Here is an 18,275-nt window from a genome sequence, read left to right on the forward strand (position 1 = left end):
TCTACTTTAATCGATTCTGGACGCTGAGCGCATGGGCGGGAAGCCCCTCGGCACGCGCGAGCGCGACGGCGGCGGGGCCGATCGCGGCCAGCGACGCTTCATCGAGCGCGAGGAAGCTCGTGCGCTTCATGAAGTCGGTGACCGACAGCCCGCTCGAAAAGCGCGCGCGGCGGCCGGTGGGGAGGACATGGTTCGGCCCCGCGACATAATCGCCTATCGCCTCCGGCGTCTGGCGGCCAAGGAAGACCGAGCCCGCGTGGCGCACCTTGGCGAAGAGCGCGTCGGCCTCGGCGGGATCGACCGCGAGTTCGAGATGTTCGGGCGCGAGCCGGTCGCACAAGGGAATCGCGTCGGCGAGGCTCGGCACGACGATCACCGCGCCATTGTCGGCCCAGCTCGCCTGCATCGTCGATGCGGTGCTGAGCGTCGGGATGACATGCGCGACCGCCGCCGCGACGGCATCGGCGAAATCGCCGTCGTCGGTGAACAGAATTGACTGGCTCGTCGGATCATGCTCGGCCTGACTGAGCAGGTCGGCAGCAATCACATGCGGTTCGTTCTCCGCGTCGGCGACGACGACGATCTCGCTCGGTCCCGCGACCATGTCGATGCCGACGACGCCGTAGAGTTGGCGCTTTGCCTCGGCGACCCACGCATTGCCCGGCCCCGTTACGACATCCACCGGCGCGATGCGGTTGGTACCATAGGCGAGCGCCGCTATCGCCTGCGCGCCGCCGACGCGCCAGATCTCGTCGACCCCGGCAATATGCGCCGCGGCCATCACGACCGGGTTGGTCTCGCCGCCCGGCGTCGGGGTCATCATCACGATCCGCTCGACCCCCGCGACCTTGGCGGGGAGAATGTTCATCAGCACCGACGAGGGATAGGCCGCGCGCCCGCCGGGGACATAGACACCCGCCGCGTCAACCGCGCGCCAGCGCGCCCCAAGGCGCGCGCCCGCGGTGTCGCGATAGTCGCGGTCTTCGGGAAGCTGTGCGGCGTGATAGGCGCGGATGCGGGTCGCGGCGAGGTTCAGCGCATCGCGCAGCCCGGGCGCGAGCGCCTCATAGGCTGCGGCGCATTCGGCTTTCGAAATGCTCCACCCGCTCGCGCCCAAATCGAAGCGGTCGAACTTCGCGGTATAATCGGCGAGCGCCACGTCGCCCTCGGCCTTTACCCGCGCGATGATCGCCGCGACGTCGGCCGACACGTCGGACGCGCTCTCACGCCGGTCGTTGACCAGCGCGTCGAACTCGGCCGCAAAGCCGGGATCGGAAGCGTCAAGCCGCCGCATCGGCTGCGGCCTCGCGGAATTTCTCGACCAGCGCCGGCACTTCGGCCGAGCGCAGCTTGAACGCCGCGCGGTTGACGATAAGCCGCGCCGACACCTCGCTGATGATCTTCTGCTCGGCGAGCGCATTTTCGACGAGCGTGCGCCCGGTCGAGACGAGGTCGACGATGTGCGACGCGAGCCCGAGCTTCGGCGCGATCTCCATCGCGCCGTTCAATTTGATGCACTCGGCCTGGATGCCCTGCGCCTCGAACCAGCGGCGCGTCGTTCCGGGATATTTGGTCGCGACGCGGATATGGCTTTCGCCGAGCCCCGGCGGCGCGCTGCCCTCGGGTCCCGCGAGCGACAGGCGGCAGTGGCCGATACCAAGGTCGACCGGCGCGTAAAGTTCCGAATAATCGAACTCGTCGACGACGTCCGACCCGACGATGCCGAGCTGCGCCGCGCCATGCGCGACGAAGGTCGCGACATCGAACGCGCGCACGCGGATCAGCGAGATATGCGGCTGATTTGTCCCAAAAACTAACGCCCTGCTTTTCTTGTCGAAAAACTCGTCGGACGGTTCTATCCCGACGCGCGCAAGCAAGGGCAACGCCTCATCGAGGATACGCCCCTTCGGGATGGCAAAGATGATCGGTTCGGGCATAAGCTTGCGCGCCCATAAGCGGCGAGAGGAAAAAGGGCAATGAGCGAGCGTTACGAGTTCATTGACATGAACGAAACGGGCCCGAGGGCCGTCCGCACCGCTTTCGCCAACCAGGTCGCCTATTGCCGCGCCAATGATGCGCGCGTGACCGCGCGCGTCGTCGCCGCGCTCGCATCACTGCTCGATAAGCCCGAAAGCGAATTCGCGCGCCGCATCGCCGGGTGGAAAGGCGCTCCGCTCGCCGACGCCCTGCCCCTGCGCGCCGCGGGCGGCATCCATGCGCTCCACCTGTCGGAGGCCGCGCACGAACTCGCCCCCATCTACGCCGATTCAGAGGATATCAATGACGAAGCCGTCATCGCGGGCGTCGTCCGGCGGCACGACGCCGTGCTCCTCCCTTGGCTCGCCGGCCCGCCACAGACGAACGAGGCGGGGCGCTCTTCGAACTTCATCGCCGCGATGCTCTGGCTCGCCGACCAAGGCCTGCCGCCGCGCTTCGAATGCATGGAGATCGGGTCTAGCGCCGGGATCAATCTGATGATCGATCGCTATCATTACGATCTTGGCGGCGTGCATGTCGGGCCGCAGCCGGGCGCGATCGCCTTCGCTCCCGATTGGCGCGGCAACCATCCGCCCATGCACAAGATCGAGATCGCGAGCCTGAAGGGCTGCGACGTCGCACCCGTAGACCTGACCGACCCCGCGCAGGCGCTGCGGCTCAAAGCCTATATCTGGCCCGAGCATGAAATCCGTTTCGCGCGGATCGAGTCCGCGATCGCCGAGGCGCAAGAGGCGAAGCCGAAATTGGCGCACGCCAACGCCGCCGATTTCGTCGAAGCCGAGCTCGCGAAGCCGCAGGCCGCGGGCACGACGCGTCTGCTCATGCACTCGATCGTCTGGCAATATGTCCCCGCCGACCAGCAGGCGCGCGTCACCGCCGCGATGGAAGAAGCCGGCGCGCGGGCGACGCCCGAGCGTCCGGTGGCGTGGGTCGCGCTGGAGGCGAACCGGACGGTGCACCACCATGAACTGGTGGTGCGATATTGGCCGGGGGGCGAGGCGCCAAAGAAGCTGGCCCACGCACATGCGCATGGCGCGTGGGTCGAGTGGCTAGTGTAGTTCCGAACACGGGATCAGCTTTGGCGTGGGAAGCGGATGCTCCCCAATATTCGTCATCCCGGACTTGATCCGGGATTCATTCCTTCAACGCTGCGAGAATGGATCCCGGATCAAGTCCGGGATGACGATATAAGGGACGGCCACTAACGGCCGTTAGCTGCCGTTCGCAACCCGCGTCCAATGCTTCAAAGCCGCGCCTCCAGCCGCGCCAGCAGCGTCTGCACCGGCGTCACCGCCGGCGCTTTCCAGCCGGCCTCCAGCACCGCGATCCGCTCGAACAACCGCTCGCTGGCGGCGATGATCCGGCGGATCGAGGCGTCGAATCCTTCGCAAACACCCCAGTCGGCCGCGACCGGCTCACCGATGCGCGCCGCGCTGTCGTGCGGCCCGGCGCCCGGATCGCCCGCGAACATCGCGCGGCGGTGGAGCAGCCAGGCGATGACGTGCATCAGCCGCGTCGTCGTCTTCAGCGATTCACAGGCCAGACCGATCTGCGCCGCCGCGTTGCCGCGAACGCTGCCGAGGTCGCGCTGCGCGGCAAAGGCCGCGTGCGCCTCGTCGGCGAGCAGCATCGCCTCGACATAGAGATTTTCGACTTGCGCGCGCTGCACCGGCACATCGATCGCCATCATGTTCGTGTCCCCGCCGATCATGACCGAAGCGATGCCACGCATCGCGGCGGGTCCGCAATCGCGGTAACCATCATTTGCCGCGGCTGTCCCGTTTTGATTCAGGCGGTTGGTTCACGCGATGATGTCGGGCAGCAGCTGATCCTCGCACCAGGCGATCTCGTCGCGCAGCTTGAGCTTGCGCTTTTTCAGCCGCGCGATCTGTAACTGGTCAGCGGCCGTCCCCTCGCCGAGCGCGATGATCGCGGCGTCGAGATCACGATGCTCGACGCGAAGCAGTTCCAGGCGCTGGCTAATTTCCTCGGGGCTCACATGGCCTCCCTGCCACGTTCACCACTGGTCCGCAACGGGGACCGTCTGAGCGAATCGTCACGACATCGCGGCGGTTTCATGTTTTACTTCGCCCTGCCCATCGAGTCGAAAAGGAGAATGCCAATGAGCACGTCGCACCTTTCCACCCTGAAGTCCCGCCACGCGGACCTCGATGCGAAAATTGCGAATGAAGAGCGCCGTCCCGCCCCCGATACCGGAGTCGTCGCGCAGCTCAAGAAGCAGAAACTGAAACTCAAGGAAGAGATGCTCGCGATCGGCTGATCGCCGGCACTATCGCCCCGCTGATGCTACCCTGTTCAAGGACGCATCAGCGCCGGCGATAGAGTGGCCCCCTCTCGAGACCCGTGCGCCGCAGATGCGGCGGCAAATCAGACTGCAAGACCACCTGACGACGAACCGCCTGCGGATCGATCGCGCGGTCGAAGGCAATGCCAAACTTGCCTTCGCCGACCCAGATAACGCGCCCGGCTACCGGGCCGATATTACGCAGGTTGACCTCGATTGCCGCCCCTTGCGCGACCGTAACCTTGCCCTCGGCAAGCATCCCGCCGGGCGAAAGGTTGCGTACGCGCACGGTGACGGACGCACTGCCTGGCTGCGCCAGCTCGGCCTGCATGAACAGGCTGTCGCGATCGGCGGCGCGCGACAGCGCCGCGACTTCCTCGTCCACCGATGTCGGTCTTTGCGAATCCATTTGCGCCCCGTTTCGTTCGTATCGAGGCGCGGAATCTAGGGGCCAGCGGTTGCCGAATCGTAAATGGATACAGGACCCTGCGATCAATCTTCGCGTGAAATCCGCTCGTTACGCTCATGGCGCTCCTGCGCCTCCAGCGTCATCGTCGCGATCGGCCGGGCCTGCAGCCGCGCGAGCGAGATCGGCTCGCCAGTCACCGCGCAATAGCCATATTCGCCCTCTTCGATGCGGCGGATCGCCGAATCGATCTTGGCGATCAGTTTTCGTTGACGATCGCGGGTGCGCAGCTCGATCGCCCAGTCGGTCTCGCTCGAGGCGCGGTCGGCAAGGTCGGGCTCGCGCAGCGGGCCATCCTGCAGATGCGCCAGCGTCGATTCCGATTCGGACAGGATCGATTTTTTCCAAGCGAGGAGCAGGCCGCGGAAATAATCCTGCTGCCGCTCGTTCATAAACTCTTCGTCGTCGCTGGGGACATAATCCGAATCGAGATTGGACCTGGCTTCACGAAGCGCGTCTGCGCCAACATCGGCAATCTTGGTCGGCATGAGGGGCTCTCGCGTCCTTTCCTGTCACCCGGCAGGCCGCAAGCGGCTCGGGGAGTGGCGCGCCTATACCCAGCCACCGGCAACGATACAAGCGCCGAAGCTGCCGATAGCGACAAGGCGTGAAGCGGCGATGAACCGTCCTCGCACCGGTAGTGATTCCGACACGCGATCAGCTTCGCGATCACGGTCGGAAAGAGGCGCGATTTAGGTCCGGAAGTTAACCAACGGCGCAGAATCACAGCATATTCCGTGCTGTTTTGGGACAGAGTGTGCGTTTTTTGTTGATTCCGGGTGTCTTTTCCCGCTCTCGGACAGACAAACGCGGTTAACGGAATTGCCGCATTCACAAAGCTTTGGCCTTTTGGGTTATAGCGAAGGTGATTGGGGGGTGTCGGTCGCTGGCGCTTCGCACCTGCAACGGGAAAGAAAGAGAAGCCTATGTCTGTCCGAATGGCCCTTGCCAAGCTTTGCGCCTGCACCTGCGGCGGGGCGATCATCGGTAGCGGCGCGATGCAGATCACCGACGTTCCGAAGGCGCGGGCGCAAGTGCAGTCCTGCTCGCCGTGCGTCGCCAAGAAAAAGGTCGTGCGCAAACGCCACGCGGCGCGCAAGCCCGTGAAGCGCGTCCGCCGCGTCGTCACCACCAAGAAGGTGATCCGCACCGCGACCCCGCAGACGCAGGTGGTGACGCAGACGATCCCCCTGCCCCCGATCCCCTACGCGCCCTTCCCGCAATCGGGCTGGGAAGGCGGCGGCGGTAGCGGCGGCGGCGTGACGGTCATCGGCGGCGGTTTTGGCGGCGGGTTCGGCGGCGGCTTCTTTGGGGGCTTCTTCGGCGGCAGCTCGGGCGGCGGCAGCAGCGGCAGCATCGTCGTCACGTCGACGACGACGGGCGGCGTCTCGACCTCGACCAGCACCTCGTCGGGCGTTTCGACCTCGACCGGCAGCGTCTCCACCTCGACGGGCGGCGTCTCGACCTCGACCGGCGGTGTCTCGACTTCAACCGGCAGCGTCAGCACCTCCTCGGGCAATGTCTCGACGTCGACGGGCAGCGTTTCCACCTCGACCTCGTCGGGCAACGTGTCGACCTCGACCGGGAGCGTGAGCACGTCATCGTCGAGCAGCAGCTCGTCGTCGAGCTCTTCCTCGTCGTCTTCATCTTCCTCGTCGAGTTCCTCATCGTCGGGCGGCTCGTCAAAGGGCAGTTCTGGCTGGGGCGGCTCATCGCACGGATCGTCGCATGGCTCTTCGGGGGGCTCGGGCGGTTCGGGCAGCAGCTCGTCGTCGAGCAGCTCATCCTCATCGTCGTCGAGCAGCAGCACGTCGAGCGGCGCGACCGGCGGCAGCAGCAGCTTCGGGTCCACCGGCAGCACCAGCTCGTCGTCCTCCTCGTCGAGCAGCAGCTCGTCGTCGAGTTCCTCTTCGAGCTCGGGCGGCAGCAGCAGCCATGGCTCGTCGGGCGATCCAACCCCTGTTCCCGCGCCGCCGATGATGCTATTGTTCGGCGCAGCAGCAGCCGCGCTCGTCGCGCGTCGCCGCGCGGCGAATCGCAACGACGACGACGCCGACGCGGCTTGAGAAATCCACTGGCGGTCAGGGGGGCTAACCCGGACCACCGAACTAAGGGCTGCCCCCGTGGGGCGGCCCTTTTTTAACGCCTTCGCTAATTAGTTTGCCAAATAGAAAACTATTTCTATAGTTCACCATATTGCGAACCAACAAACAGCCCTCGATACCGTTTTCCATGCGCTCGCCGACCCGACGCGCCGGGCTGTCGTCAGCCGGCTGCTCAAAGGTGCCGCCCCGGTAAAGCGGCTGTCCGAACCGTTCGAAATGGGCCTTCCCGCCTTCCTGAAGCATCTCTCGGTTCTTGAAGCGTCGGGGTTGATCCACACCGAAAAGCGGGGCCGTGTCCGCACCTGCCGCATCGATGCCGCGCGGCTCGCGGCGGCCGAGGGCTGGCTCGCGGAGCAACGCGCCATCTGGCATGGCCGCACCGACCGCCTCGCTGCCTTCGTCGAATTGCAAAATCCCCCGGAGGAAAAATCATGAGCAAGAGCGAACTCAGCATCGCGCGCCAAATAGCCGCGCCGCCATCGACCGTTTGGGACGCGTGGAGCGACCCCGCCAAGCTTGCGCAATGGTGGATCCCCGCGCCGATCGAATGCAGTCGATAAACTCGACCTCAAACCCGGCGGCGGTTTCGTGACGCGAATGCGCGAGGGCGGCGGCGACTTCCAGCCGCATGTCGATGGCTGTTTCCTCGAAGCGATCCCGAACGAACGCCTCGTCTTCACGACGGTGCTGACCGAAGGCTGGCAGCCCGTCGACCCATGGCTCGCTTTGACCGCGATCCTGACCTTCGAGGCGAAGGACGGCGGCACGCTCTATTCGGCGCGCGTGCTGCACAAGAACCCCGAAGACAGCGCGAAGCACAAGGAAATGGGTTTCCACGAAGGCTGGGGCATGGCGATCGGCCAGCTCGCGGTACTCGTCGAACGCTAAGACGGGCTTGCGCCGCGCGGGCGGCCCCGCCATAGCGCGGCGCATGCACGATATCCGCCTGATCCGGGACAATCCCGCAGCTTTCGACGCCGGCCTCGCGCGCCGCGGCCTCGCCCCCCTATCCGCCGAGATCCTTGCCGCCGACGCATCGCTTCGCGCGCTCCAGACCGAAATTCAGGGTGCGCTCGCGCGCCGTAACGAGGCGTCGAAGCTGATCGGACAGGCGATGGCCGGGGGCGACAAGGACAAGGCCGAGGCGCTGAAGGCCGAGGTCGCCGAATTGAAGACCGCGCTTCCCGCTAAGGAAGAGGCCGAGCGCGAGCAGCTCGCCGCGCTGCAGGACAGGCTCGCCGCGCTCCCGAACCTCCCCGCCGATGACGTTCCGGATGGCGAAGACGAAGCGGGCAATGTCGAAATCTCGCGCTGGGGCACGCCGCGCAGCTTCGACTTCAACCCAAAGGAACATGCCGACTTCGCGCCCGCGCTCGGGCTCGACTTCGAGACTGCAGCGAAGATGTCGGGTGCGCGCTTCGCGTTCCTGAAAGGCCAGATGGCGCGGCTCGAACGCGCGCTCGGCCAGTTCATGATCGACAGGCAGACGGTCGAGGCGGGCTATACCGAATGCGCGACGCCGCTGATGGTACGCGACGAGGCGGCGTTCGGCACGACGCAGCTCCCGAAATTCCGCGAGGACCTGTTCCAGACCACCGACGGCCGCTGGCTGATCTCGACGTCCGAGATGAGCCTGACCAACGCGGTGCGCGAGGAAATCTTGCCCGAGGCCGATCTGCCGGTCCGCATGACCGCCCTCACCCCCTGCTTCCGCTCCGAGGCCGGATCGGCGGGACGCGACACGCGCGGCTATATTCGTCAGCATCAATTCTGGAAGGTCGAACTCGTCTCGATCGTCCGCCCCGAGGACAGCGAGGCCGAACTCGAACGCAAGACGCGCGCTGCCGAGGAAATCCTCGAAGCCCTCGAACTCCCCTATCGCAAGATGCTGCTGTGCGCAGGCGACATGGGTTTCGCCGCGCGCAAGACCTATGACCTCGAAGTCTGGTTGCCGGGACAGGACAGCTACCGCGAGATTTCGAGCTGCTCGAACTGCGGCGACTTCCAGGCGCGCCGCATGAACACGCGCTTCCGCCGAGAGGATGTAAAGGGCAACGAGTTCGTCCATACGCTCAACGGCTCGGGCCTTGCGGTCGGCCGTACGCTCGTCGCGATCCTCGAAAACTACCAACAGGCCGACGGCAGCGTCGATATTCCGAATGTGCTGCTGCCCTATATGGGCGGGATCACGAAACTTATCCCTGCGATTTAACATTTTCGTCATGCCAGACTTGATCCGGCATCCATTCGGCGACGGCGTCATGGACCCCGGATCAAGTGCGGGGTGACGAGCAAGGAAAGTCACAATAATGCGCATCCTCCTCACCAACGACGATGGCTACCACGCCCCCGGCATGGCGGTGCTGGAGGCGATAGCGCGCCAGCTTTCGGATGACATCTGGGTCTGCGCCCCGTCCGAGGAACAATCGGGCGCCGGCCACTCGCTCACCCTCTCACGCCCCGTCCGCATCCGCGAGCATGGCGAGCGTCGCTGGTCGTGCAGTGGCACCCCGACCGATTCGGTGATGATGGCGATCGGCAAGCTGATGCCCGAAAAGCCCGACCTGATCCTCTCGGGGGTTAACCGCGGCGCCAACCTCGGCGACGACGTCACTTACTCGGGCACCGTTTCGGCAGCCATCGAAGGCGCGCTCGCGGGCATTCCGGCGATCGCGCTCAGCCAAGTCTATGCGCGAGAGGGCATGGGCGACAGCGTTCCCTTCGAAGCCGCCGAGCAATGGGGCGCAAGGGTGCTGCGCCCGCTGCTCGACATGGACATGGCGCCGCGCACGCTCATCAATATCAACTTCCCGGCATTGCCCGCCGCCGAGGTCAAGGGCATTCGCGTTACAAGGCAGGGTTTCCACGACTATGGCCGCGGGTCGATCGTCGAGGGCACCGACCCGCGCGGATACCGCTATTATTGGTTCGGCCTGCACGGCATCGAACACAGCCTCGGCCACGACAGCGATCTCGAAGCGATCGACGACCATTATATCTCGGTCACGCCGCTCCAGCTCGACCTGACCCACGACGCCTCGCTCGCCGCGCTGCGCGGCGCGTATGGCGGCTAGCCTTAGGTGCGCGGCTTTGGCACAAGGGCCGCGATGAGCAAGCGGCCGAACCCCAAGCTTCAGATCCAGAGCGGTTTCCACCTGCTGAAGCGCGCGAGCAAATGGCCGGTCTGGGCCGACCTTATCACCCGGCTTGGCGTCGCCTTCCTGTTGATCGGCGTGGTCGTGCTCGTCCACTGGATCGATCGCGATGGTTTGGTCGACCATCATGATGGCAAGATCAGCTTCCTCGACGTCGTCTATTTCACGATGATCTCGGTCACCACGACCGGGTTCGGCGATATCGCCCCGATATCGGACCGGTCGCGGCTGATCGAAGCCGTGATCGTCACGCCGATCCGCATCGCGGTCCTCTTCATCTTTGTCGGCACTGCGTATAATTTCGTTATCAAGCGCACTTGGGAAAAATGGCGTATGGCCCGCATTCAGTCCAAACTCACCAACCATATCGTCGTACTCGGCTACGGCGTCAGCGGCGGCGAGGCCGTGCACGAACTGATCGAACGTGGCACCGACCCGTCATGCATCGTCGTGATCGATCAGGCACGCAACCGAATCAATGCCGCCGAAGCCGCGGGTTGCAATGTGCTCGAGGGCGATGCGTCGAACGACGACACACTCGTCGACGTGCGGATCAACGAGGCGCAATCGGTGCTCGTCTCGGCGGGACGCGACGACACCTCCATCCTGATCGTGCTCACCGTCCGTCATCTTGCGCCGAACGTGCCCATCAGCGTCGTCATCCGTGCGCAGGACAACGAACTGCTCGCGCGGCAGGCGGGCGCGAACAACGTAATCAACCCGGTCAGTTTCACCGGCCTGCTGCTTGCCGGTTCGGCACAGGGTGCGCATGTCGCAGAATATATGGCCGACCTTGCCAGCATCGGCGGTCGGGTCCAGCTTCGCGAACGGCGGATCACAGCCGAAGAGGTCGGGCTTAGCATCGACCAGCTCGCCAGCGGCGGGCGCGGCCTGCGCATCTATCGCGGTGGCAAGCCCTATGGCTTCTGGGAACCCGAAGCACAGCAACTCGCGCATGGCGACATGATCGTCGAGGTCGTCCGCTGCGAAGACAGCGAAGCGAGCGTTCCCGGCGGCTAGGCTGGCGCTAGCCCCGCCAGTAGAGCCAGCCGGCCCACAGCCAGCCGATGATAAGCAGGCCGCCGCCGATCGGCGTCACCGCGCCGAGCCAGCGCGGCGCGCCCAGCGCCATCGCATAGAGGGTGATTGCAAAGATCGCCGCACCGGCCAGCAGCATGATTGCCGGCCCGCGCGCGAATCCCATGATCGCTAGCGCCGCGACGGCGTGGACCAGCTGATAGACGCCGCCGGTACGCAGCCATTCGGCTTCCTGCGGCCCTGACGCGCCATGCGCACCGAACGCCCCAGCGGCGACCGCCATCGCTGCCGAAATCGCTGCAAATGCTCCGATCGCCATATGTTCACCCTTTTTGTCCGAACCGCGCGCTCCATGCCCATAAGCGCCGCGCGTGACAAGGGCTGCGAAATCGACTATGGGCGCCGCCAATCATGACAGTCAAAACGCTCCCCACCCAGCCGAAGGTCGGCATGGTTTCGCTCGGCTGCCCCAAGGCGCTCGTCGACAGCGAACGGATTCTGACCAAGCTCCGCGCCGACGGCTATGGCCTCTCGCCCGATTATGCGGGCGCCGACGTCGTGCTCGTCAACACCTGCGGCTTCCTCGACTCGGCAAAGGAAGAGAGCCTCGAGGCGATCGGCGAAGCGATGGCCGAGAATGGCCGCGTCATCGTCACCGGCTGCATGGGCAACGAGGCCGAGGTCATCCGCGCGCGTTTCCCCAAGGTGCTCGCGGTTACCGGCGCGCATCAATATGAGCAGGTCGTCGACGCCGTCCACGACGCCGCGCCGCCGACGCAGGGCCCCTTCATCGACCTCGTCCCTGAGGGCGGGCTGAAACTGACGCCCCGCCACTACAGCTATCTCAAGATTTCCGAAGGCTGCAACCACAGCTGCTCGTTCTGCATCATTCCCGACCTGCGCGGAAAGCTCGTCAGCCGCCGCATCGACGCGGTTCTGCGCGAGGCCGAAAAGCTCGTCGCCGCGGGGACGAAGGAACTGCTGGTGATAAGCCAGGACACCTCGGCATATGGCGTCGACATCCGCCACGACCCGCGCCAATGGCGCGGCCGCGAAGTGCGCGCGCACATGACCGACCTCGCGCGCGAACTCGGCCAATTGAAGACCAGCGAAGGCCGCGCCCCGTGGGTGCGCCTCCATTATGTCTATCCCTATCCGCACGTCGACGCGGTGATCCCGCTGATGGCCGAAGGGCTGCTGACGCCTTACCTCGACATCCCCTTCCAGCATGCGAGCCCGAGCGTCCTCAAGCGCATGAAGCGCCCCGCGAACGAAGCGAAGGTGCTCGAACGGCTGAAGGCGTGGCGGGACATTGCGCCCGACATCTCGATCCGCTCGAGCTTCGTCGTCGGCTTCCCGGGCGAAACCGAGGAGGATTTCCAATATCTCCTCGACTGGCTCGACGAAGCCCAGCTCGACCGCGTCGGCGCCTTTCGCTTCGAACCCGTCGCCGGCGCGCAGGCGAATGCGCTCGACGATCCGGTGCCCGAAGAGGTCAAGGAAGAACGCTACCGGCGCATCATGGCGAAAACCGCGGCAATCAGCGCCGCGAAGCTCGAAGCCAAGATTGGCCGCACGCTGCCCGTGATCATCGACGAAGTCGGCGAAGCGGATGACGACGGCAGCATCGGCGCCACCGGCAGGTCACAGGCCGACGCGCCCGAGATCGACGGCCACGTCTACCTCCGCGACGTCGCGGCGACGCTGAAAGCAGGCGATCTCGTCGACGTCGAGATCGAGGACGCCGACGAGCATGATCTGTTCGGGGTCGTGACGAACTGACGCATCCGATGGGAACGGCTTTACCATTTCGATGTTATCCCAAGACATCGAACAGGGGCCGTTCATGCGTATATCGACGCTTGCCGCACTGATCTTGCTCGGATCGCTTACCGCCTGCGACCGCAAAACCGCCGTCGAACCGCCGCCACATGCGACCGACATGGCGCCCTCCCCCAAGCAGACATCGCTGATCGCGGTGCCGATCCACGCCAGCACCGCCTCGCTCAAGCAGACGCTCGAACGCACGGTGCCGAAAACGCTGTGGACGATCAACAAGCGCGAGCGCGCATGCGTCAAGCCGCAGCGCGTCAAGCTCTTCAAAAAGAAGGTCAAGGTCACGCCGCCGATCGCCTGCACTATCGTCGGACAGGTGACGCGCGGGCCGCTGCGGCTGCGCGGCGAAGGCAAAGAAATTGTGGTCGACGTGCCGCTGAATGCCCGGATCGCCGCCCGCGACGTCGGCGGGGTGCTGAAAGGCGAGACCGCGACCGGCGCGGCGATGGCGCATGCACGCGTCCGCATCGACCTGACCCCCGACTGGCGCACCCAGGGCAAGGCGCGCATCACCTATGGCTGGACCAAGGCGCCGGGGATCGATTTCCTTGGGCGTCGCATCACCTTCACCGATGAGGCCGACGCGAAGCTCAAACCCGTGGTGGCGAGCGTCGAGCGCGAGGTGAATCGCGAGGTCGCGAAAATCGATATCCGCAAACAGGCCGCCGACATCTGGCAGCAGGCCTTTACGTCGCTCGAACTCAACCGCGAAAACCCGCCGGTGTGGATGCGCATCACGCCGCAGCGCATTCTCTATGGTGGCTACCGGCTCGACGGGCAGCAGATCAACCTCAACCTCGGGCTCGAGGCGATTACCGAGACCTTTGTTTCGGGACGCCCCGCCGATCCCTCGCCCACGCCGCTCCCTCGCCTCGTGCGCGAAACGCCGAAACCGCATTTCGACGTGCGCGTGCCCGTGATCGCCGACTATGCGCAGTTGCGGCCGGTCGTCGACCGCGCGCTTGCCAAGCGCGCGGCGCGTCCCTTCGAGCTGCCGAAAGTCGGTCCGATGACGGTCAAATTCGGTAAGTCGACGATCTATGGGGCTCCCGGCGGACGCATCGCGGTCGGCGTCGACGTCGACGCGAAACTGAAAGCGCGGACTGGCGCGCCGACACGCGGACGCATCTGGATGACAGCGATTCCTGTCAACGAGCCGGGTTCGGCCGAAGTCCGCTTCACCGGCCTCGTGATCAACGGCGATACCGACGGTGTCGGCGGCGACCTGCTCATCCTGCTCGGCCGCAGCCCTGAATTCGCCCCGCTGATCGCCGCGGCGCTGACGCAGAACTTCACCCACGACCTGGAAGAGTTGCAGGGCAAGATCAAACGCGCGGTCGACCGGCGGCGCGAGGGCGCCTTCGTCATCCGCACACGCATCGACCGCTTCGAAACCGGCGCGATCAAGGCCTATGGCGACGGCCTCTATCTGCCGGTGCGGATGGTCGGCGGGGCGAGCGTCGATTATCGACCCGCGAAATGATCAGAAGAGGCGCGTAATCGCATAGAAGACCGCGGCGACGATCGCGCTTGCCGGGATGGTGATGAACCACGCCGCGACGACATTGCCCGCGACGCCCCAGCGCACCGCACTCGCGCGGCGGGCGACACCGGCGCCGATGATGCTGCCGGTGATCGTGTGCGTTGTCGAAACCGGAATGCCCAGCAGGCTCGCGGTGAACACCATGATCGACCCCCCGGTCGAGGCGGCGAAACCCTGATGGTGCGACAGCTTGGTGATGCGGCCGCCCATCGTCTCGATGATCTTCCACCCGCCCGAGAGCGTGCCCAACGCGATCGCGATATAACAGGCGAAGGCGACCCAGTGCGGGACGTGAAACTCGCCCGACAGATAGCCTGTTGAATAGAGAAGCACCGCGATGATCCCCATCGTCTTCTGCGCGTCGTTGAGTCCGTGGCTAAGCGAATAGGCGGCCGACGAGAAGAGATGGAGAGTACGGAACGTGCTCTCCGCGAACTTTGCGGTGGCGCGGCGGAGCGCCCAGCTGCTGATCAGCATCACCAGCATCGCGAGGAACATGCCGAGCATCGGCGACAGGAAGATCGCGATGACCGTCTTGTTGAGCCCGGTCCACTGGATGCCCTCGAACCCTGCATGGGCCACGCCCGCGCCGACGATGCCGCCGACGAGCGCATGACTCGACGACGAGGGAATGCCCTTGAGCCAGGTCACGACATTCCAGAACATCGCGCCGACGAGCGCGCCGAACACGACCGCGGGGGTTACCAGATCCTTGTCGATCAGTCCGGCGCCGATCGTCTCGGCGACCTTGTGCAGCGCCGGAAAGGCGAGGCTCAGGAAATAGGCGGCGAAGTTGAAGAAGGCGGCGAACAGCACCGCCTGCACCGGACGCAGCAAACGCGTCGCGACGACGGTCGCGATGCTGTTAGCGGCATCGTGCAGACCGTTCAGAAAGTCGAACGCCAGCGCGAGAACGATAAGGCCGGCGAGGAGCGGAAAAGCGAGTTCGTGCATGAAGAACGCCCCCGCTTATGCGTGGTCGATGACCAGGCCGTCGATTTCGTTCGCGACATCCTCGAAACTGTCGGTGACGCGTTCGAGATGGCGGAAGAGTTCGCGCGCGATCAGGAAGCGCGTTGGATTCGCCTCGCCATGTTCGCGGAACAAACGCTTGAGCCCCGCGGCGTGGATTTCGTCGGCATGGCCCTCCATCCGCACCAGCCGTTCGGTGAGTTCGTGGAGCCGCGCGCCGTTGGCGCCGATGTTGCGGAGCAGCGGCAGCGCCTCGGCGGTCAGGCGCGCTGCATCGACGATGATGCCCGCGATGTCGCGCATCTCGGGCTCGAACTCTGTGACGTCGTAGAGGTCGACCGCGCCCGCGGTCTTCTGCATCTCGTCGATCGCATCGTCCATCGAGGCGATGAGGTCGGTGATCGCACTGCGGTCGAACGGGGTCAGGAAGGTGCGACGGACGGTCTGAAGCACTTCGCGCGTAATCGCGTCGGCATCATGCTCGCGCTCGATGATTTCCTGGACATGGTCGGCCATGCCCTCGCCGCCCTGCAACATCCGCGACAGCGCGTTCGCCCCCGCGACGAGCGTCGCCGCGTGGCCTTCGAACAATTCGAAGAAATTTCCCTGTCGCGGCAGCAAACGCTGAAACCATGCGAACATGCGGCTTACCCCTGTCTTGTCACTTATGTTCTGAACCACGTCGCGTGGCTGCGCGACGGCACGGAACCCGCTGTCGCCGAACGACCGGATCAGCGCCTGCAGATCGGGTTCGTCAACCGCCGACGCCGCATCGCTGAACGAGAACCATTTGCGATCGCGTTCGTCCATTTCCTTCCAGTCGGCCAGTTCATTGGTCACGGCGAGCGGAAAGACTTCGACATTGTACATGATCGACGCGCCGTTCGCGCGGCGCTTGCGATATTCATAGCTGCCGATCGGCGTCGGGCAGACCGCGCCGATGACGCCCGCCTCTTCCTCAGCCTCGATCGCCGCGGCGGCGTGGCGCGTCATCCCGTTGAGCGGATTGCCTTTCGGCACCACCCAGCGTTTCGTTTCCCGCGACGTGATCAGCAGGATTTCGGTCGGGCCGTCCTGCGCGGGACCACCGAATCGATAGGGAAGAACCGCGATCTGACGCATTTAGATCAATCCTTTCCTACAGTTGATACGGCGCGATGCCAAAATGATGACAATTGGGTTTCGCCCCTATGACAATAATGTGACAGCCACAAGGGACGGAGCCTCCCAAGTCCCTACTTTCAGGGCTGTCAATTCGATTGCAAAATGCAACGCTGTGCGTAAGCTACCTCCCAAAGACAAACGGGAGACGAGATGATGGCAGGCACGGCGACGATGGAACGCCCCCTAGGCGCGAAGGCTGCACCGATCGATCAGGACGTATTGATCGTCGGTGCCGGCATTTCGGGCATTGGCATGGCCGTGCATCTTCAGATGAATTGCCCCGATCGCAGCTTCGCGCTCGTCGAACGCCGCGAACAGCTTGGCGGCACATGGGATCTCTTCCGCTATCCGGGCATCCGTTCGGACAGCGACATGCACACTCTCGGCTTCATCTTCGAACCGTGGAAGCATGAAAAATCGATCGCCGACGGCCCGGCGATCCTCGAATATCTAAACCGCATCGTAGACGAGCGCCATATCCGCGAACGCATCCGCTTCGACCGCAAGGTGATCGGCGCCGATTGGGACAGCGCCGGCGCGCGCTGGACGGTGACGATGGAGGACAGCGAAGGCAGGACCTCGACGACGACCGCGCGCTGGCTTTATCTCGGGTCGGGCTATTACGACTATGACGAGCCTTTCGACGCGCAGTTCGCGGGGCGCGAGGATTTCCAGGGCCAGATCATCCACCCGCAATTCTGGCCGAAAGATCTCGACTATCAAGGCAAGAAGGTCGTCGTGATCGGGTCGGGGGCGACCGCGGTGACGATCGTCCCTTCGATGAAGGGGGCGGCGCACGTCACGATGCTCCAGCGCACGCCGACCTGGTATTTCATCCGCCCGGCCAAGGACGGCTTCGCCAACTTCCTGCGCAAAATTTTGCCCGAAAAGCTTGCTTACAAGATCACGCGCTTCAAGAATGTCCGGCTGCAGGACATCGCGTTTCGCCGCGCCCGCGAGAAGCCCGAGAAGGTCAAGGAGTTCCTGACCAAGAAGCTGAAGGCGAGCCTTGGCGATCATTATGACGCGCAAGCCTTCACCCCGCCTTACAACCCGTGGGAACAGCGGCTCTGCCTTGTCCCCGACGCCGATTTCTTCGAAGCGATGAAAGCGGGCCAGGCATCGGTCGTGACCGATCATATCGAGAAGTTCGACGCCTCGGGCATCCAGTTAAAGTCGGGCAAGCATCTCGACGCCGATATCATCATCACCGCGACGGGCCTGAAGCTCACGGTCGCGGGCAAGATTCCGGTGCGCGTCGACGGCGAGCCGGTCGATTGGCACGATCATTTCTATTACAAGGCGTGCATGTTCTCGAACGTCCCGAACTTCTCGGCGGTGTTCGGATATCTCAACGCGAGCTGGACGTTGCGCGCCGACATCGTATCCGAATATGTCTGCCGCGTGCTCAACCATATGCGCGATACGGGGACGACTGTTGCGACCCCCGCGCTCGCCGATCCGGCCGGCCTCGAAGAGGAAAATGTCTTCGACTTCTCGTCGGGCTATATCCAGCGGTCGCTACACATCATGCCTAAGAGCACGGCGTCGCTGCCGTGGCGCCTCAGCCAGAATTATGTGCAGGACCGCGTCGACATGCGCACCGGCGCGATTGCTGACGGCGTGCTGACCTTCAGCAACGCGAAGGCCGCGGTGACGGCAGCCCCCGCGGAGCTCGAAGCCGCCGAATAAT

20 protein-coding genes are annotated in these 18,275 nt (G+C 64.6%); 10 read left to right on the top strand and 10 right to left on the bottom strand.

Annotation, left to right across the window (positions count from 1 at the left end):
- Position 1 precedes the first annotated feature (1 nt).
- Together hisD and hisG are read right to left on the bottom strand one after the other, a co-directional pair.
- Positions 2-1,294: a histidinol dehydrogenase gene (gene hisD / locus E5675_RS13580; protein ID WP_136174985.1), complete on the bottom strand. Its 1,293-nt coding sequence runs from the start codon at positions 1,292-1,294 to the stop codon at positions 2-4.
- Positions 1,281-1,937, bottom strand: a complete 657-nt coding sequence (gene hisG, locus E5675_RS13585) for an ATP phosphoribosyltransferase (RefSeq protein ID WP_136174986.1) — start codon at positions 1,935-1,937, stop codon at positions 1,281-1,283. Before hisG ends, hisD begins: the two co-directional genes overlap by 14 nt.
- 39 nt (positions 1,938-1,976) lie before the next feature.
- Here hisG and E5675_RS13590 point away from each other — a divergent pair, with 39 nt between their 5' ends.
- Positions 1,977-3,056, top strand: a complete 1,080-nt coding sequence (locus tag E5675_RS13590) for a DUF2332 domain-containing protein (protein ID WP_136174987.1) — start codon at positions 1,977-1,979, stop codon at positions 3,054-3,056.
- 185 nt (positions 3,057-3,241) lie between these two features.
- Here the strand turns inward: E5675_RS13590 and E5675_RS13595 are convergent, their stop codons facing one another.
- Complete coding sequence (locus tag E5675_RS13595) at positions 3,242-3,730, bottom strand: DUF1465 family protein (RefSeq protein ID WP_247594619.1); 489 nt, start codon at positions 3,728-3,730, stop codon at positions 3,242-3,244.
- A gap of 69 nt (positions 3,731-3,799) precedes the next feature.
- The gene (locus E5675_RS13600; RefSeq protein WP_136174988.1) at positions 3,800-3,997 is read right to left on the bottom strand and encodes a DUF465 domain-containing protein; all 198 of its coding nucleotides are present in this window, start codon (positions 3,995-3,997) and stop codon (positions 3,800-3,802) included.
- Between the two features lie 123 nt (positions 3,998-4,120).
- Between E5675_RS13600 and E5675_RS13605 the strand changes: the two genes are divergently transcribed.
- Entirely contained in the window at positions 4,121-4,279 is a 159-nt protein-coding gene (locus E5675_RS13605; RefSeq protein WP_081933159.1) for a DUF465 domain-containing protein, read from the top strand.
- A gap of 46 nt (positions 4,280-4,325) precedes the next feature.
- Here the strand turns inward: E5675_RS13605 and E5675_RS13610 are convergent, their stop codons facing one another.
- The 3 genes from E5675_RS13610 to E5675_RS13620 all read right to left on the bottom strand — a co-directional run bounded on the left by E5675_RS13610 (position 4,326) and on the right by E5675_RS13620 (position 6,810).
- Positions 4,326-4,688: a PilZ domain-containing protein gene (locus E5675_RS13610; RefSeq protein ID WP_247594620.1), complete on the bottom strand. Its 363-nt coding sequence runs from the start codon at positions 4,686-4,688 to the stop codon at positions 4,326-4,328.
- A gap of 107 nt (positions 4,689-4,795) precedes the next feature.
- Entirely contained in the window at positions 4,796-5,257 is a 462-nt protein-coding gene (gene dksA, locus E5675_RS13615; RefSeq protein WP_037556559.1) for an RNA polymerase-binding protein DksA, read from the bottom strand.
- 716 nt (positions 5,258-5,973) lie between these two features.
- A complete protein-coding gene (locus tag E5675_RS13620; protein ID WP_210727526.1) occupies positions 5,974-6,810 on the bottom strand; it encodes a hypothetical protein in 837 nt (278 codons plus the stop codon).
- A 232-nt stretch (positions 6,811-7,042) separates the two neighbouring features.
- Between E5675_RS13620 and E5675_RS13625 the strand changes: the two genes are divergently transcribed.
- The 5 genes from E5675_RS13625 to E5675_RS13645 all read left to right on the top strand — a co-directional run bounded on the left by E5675_RS13625 (position 7,043) and on the right by E5675_RS13645 (position 11,049).
- The gene (locus tag E5675_RS13625) at positions 7,043-7,309 is read left to right on the top strand and encodes a hypothetical protein (protein ID WP_247594886.1); all 267 of its coding nucleotides are present in this window, start codon (positions 7,043-7,045) and stop codon (positions 7,307-7,309) included.
- A gap of 162 nt (positions 7,310-7,471) precedes the next feature.
- Positions 7,472-7,762: an SRPBCC domain-containing protein gene (locus E5675_RS21910; protein ID WP_281727867.1), complete on the top strand. Its 291-nt coding sequence runs from the start codon at positions 7,472-7,474 to the stop codon at positions 7,760-7,762.
- A gap of 43 nt (positions 7,763-7,805) precedes the next feature.
- Positions 7,806-9,086 carry a serine--tRNA ligase gene (serS, locus tag E5675_RS13635; protein ID WP_136174990.1) on the top strand — a complete coding sequence of 427 codons (1,281 nt, stop codon included), beginning with the start codon at positions 7,806-7,808 and terminating at the stop codon, positions 9,084-9,086.
- Positions 9,087-9,183: 97 nt separating this feature from the next.
- Positions 9,184-9,948 carry a 5'/3'-nucleotidase SurE gene (gene surE / locus E5675_RS13640; RefSeq protein WP_136174991.1) on the top strand — a complete coding sequence of 255 codons (765 nt, stop codon included), beginning with the start codon at positions 9,184-9,186 and terminating at the stop codon, positions 9,946-9,948.
- A gap of 33 nt (positions 9,949-9,981) precedes the next feature.
- Positions 9,982-11,049 (top strand): potassium channel family protein, encoded by a 1,068-nt coding sequence (locus tag E5675_RS13645; protein WP_136174992.1) that lies wholly within the window; start codon positions 9,982-9,984, stop codon positions 11,047-11,049.
- A 7-nt stretch (positions 11,050-11,056) separates the two neighbouring features.
- On the opposite strand, the gene E5675_RS13650 is transcribed toward E5675_RS13645, so the two are convergent.
- The gene (locus E5675_RS13650) at positions 11,057-11,386 is read right to left on the bottom strand and encodes a DUF423 domain-containing protein (protein ID WP_136174993.1); all 330 of its coding nucleotides are present in this window, start codon (positions 11,384-11,386) and stop codon (positions 11,057-11,059) included.
- Between the two features lie 92 nt (positions 11,387-11,478).
- On the opposite strand from E5675_RS13650, the gene rimO reads away from it, so the two are divergent.
- Both rimO and E5675_RS13660 read left to right on the top strand, forming a co-directional pair.
- A complete protein-coding gene (gene rimO / locus E5675_RS13655; RefSeq protein ID WP_136174994.1) occupies positions 11,479-12,849 on the top strand; it encodes a 30S ribosomal protein S12 methylthiotransferase RimO in 1,371 nt (456 codons plus the stop codon).
- Between the two features lie 64 nt (positions 12,850-12,913).
- Positions 12,914-14,386 (top strand): DUF4403 family protein, encoded by a 1,473-nt coding sequence (locus E5675_RS13660; RefSeq protein WP_136174995.1) that lies wholly within the window; start codon positions 12,914-12,916, stop codon positions 14,384-14,386.
- Here E5675_RS13660 and E5675_RS13665 read toward each other — a convergent pair whose 3' ends face one another.
- Positions 14,387-15,400: an inorganic phosphate transporter gene (locus E5675_RS13665; RefSeq protein ID WP_136174996.1), complete on the bottom strand. Its 1,014-nt coding sequence runs from the start codon at positions 15,398-15,400 to the stop codon at positions 14,387-14,389.
- Between the two features lie 15 nt (positions 15,401-15,415).
- Positions 15,416-16,540: a DUF47 family protein gene (locus E5675_RS13670; protein WP_136174997.1), complete on the bottom strand. Its 1,125-nt coding sequence runs from the start codon at positions 16,538-16,540 to the stop codon at positions 15,416-15,418.
- A 195-nt stretch (positions 16,541-16,735) separates the two neighbouring features.
- Between E5675_RS13670 and E5675_RS13675 the strand changes: the two genes are divergently transcribed.
- Positions 16,736-18,274: an NAD(P)/FAD-dependent oxidoreductase gene (locus tag E5675_RS13675; protein WP_247594887.1), complete on the top strand. Its 1,539-nt coding sequence runs from the start codon at positions 16,736-16,738 to the stop codon at positions 18,272-18,274.
- The last annotated feature ends 1 nt before the right edge of the window (position 18,275 follow it).

The organism is Sphingopyxis sp. PAMC25046 (genome assembly GCF_004795895.1).
In the GTDB taxonomy this organism is placed as follows: Bacteria; Pseudomonadota; Alphaproteobacteria; order Sphingomonadales; family Sphingomonadaceae; genus Sphingopyxis.

What these genes read in the sequence shown, in the direction of transcription:
- hisD (WP_136174985.1), bottom strand. Translation starts at nt 1,294, where the DNA reads ATGCGGCGGCTTGACGCTTCCGATCCCGGCTTTGCGGCCGAGTTCGAC.
- hisG (WP_136174986.1), bottom strand. Translation starts at nt 1,937, where the DNA reads ATGCCCGAACCGATCATCTTTGCCATCCCGAAGGGGCGTATCCTCGAT.
- E5675_RS13590 (WP_136174987.1), top strand. Translation starts at nt 1,977, where the DNA reads ATGAGCGAGCGTTACGAGTTCATTGACATGAACGAAACGGGCCCGAGG.
- E5675_RS13595 (WP_247594619.1), bottom strand. Translation starts at nt 3,730, where the DNA reads ATGCGTGGCATCGCTTCGGTCATGATCGGCGGGGACACGAACATGATG.
- E5675_RS13605 (WP_081933159.1), top strand. Translation starts at nt 4,121, where the DNA reads ATGAGCACGTCGCACCTTTCCACCCTGAAGTCCCGCCACGCGGACCTC.
- dksA (WP_037556559.1), bottom strand. Translation starts at nt 5,257, where the DNA reads ATGCCGACCAAGATTGCCGATGTTGGCGCAGACGCGCTTCGTGAAGCC.
- E5675_RS21910 (WP_281727867.1), top strand. Translation starts at nt 7,472, where the DNA reads ATGCGCGAGGGCGGCGGCGACTTCCAGCCGCATGTCGATGGCTGTTTC.
- serS (WP_136174990.1), top strand. Translation starts at nt 7,806, where the DNA reads ATGCACGATATCCGCCTGATCCGGGACAATCCCGCAGCTTTCGACGCC.
- surE (WP_136174991.1), top strand. Translation starts at nt 9,184, where the DNA reads ATGCGCATCCTCCTCACCAACGACGATGGCTACCACGCCCCCGGCATG.
- E5675_RS13645 (WP_136174992.1), top strand. Translation starts at nt 9,982, where the DNA reads ATGAGCAAGCGGCCGAACCCCAAGCTTCAGATCCAGAGCGGTTTCCAC.
- E5675_RS13650 (WP_136174993.1), bottom strand. Translation starts at nt 11,386, where the DNA reads ATGGCGATCGGAGCATTTGCAGCGATTTCGGCAGCGATGGCGGTCGCC.
- rimO (WP_136174994.1), top strand. Translation starts at nt 11,479, where the DNA reads ATGACAGTCAAAACGCTCCCCACCCAGCCGAAGGTCGGCATGGTTTCG.
- E5675_RS13660 (WP_136174995.1), top strand. Translation starts at nt 12,914, where the DNA reads ATGCGTATATCGACGCTTGCCGCACTGATCTTGCTCGGATCGCTTACC.
- E5675_RS13665 (WP_136174996.1), bottom strand. Translation starts at nt 15,400, where the DNA reads ATGCACGAACTCGCTTTTCCGCTCCTCGCCGGCCTTATCGTTCTCGCG.
- E5675_RS13670 (WP_136174997.1), bottom strand. Translation starts at nt 16,540, where the DNA reads ATGCGTCAGATCGCGGTTCTTCCCTATCGATTCGGTGGTCCCGCGCAG.
- E5675_RS13675 (WP_247594887.1), top strand. Translation starts at nt 16,736, where the DNA reads ATGGCAGGCACGGCGACGATGGAACGCCCCCTAGGCGCGAAGGCTGCA.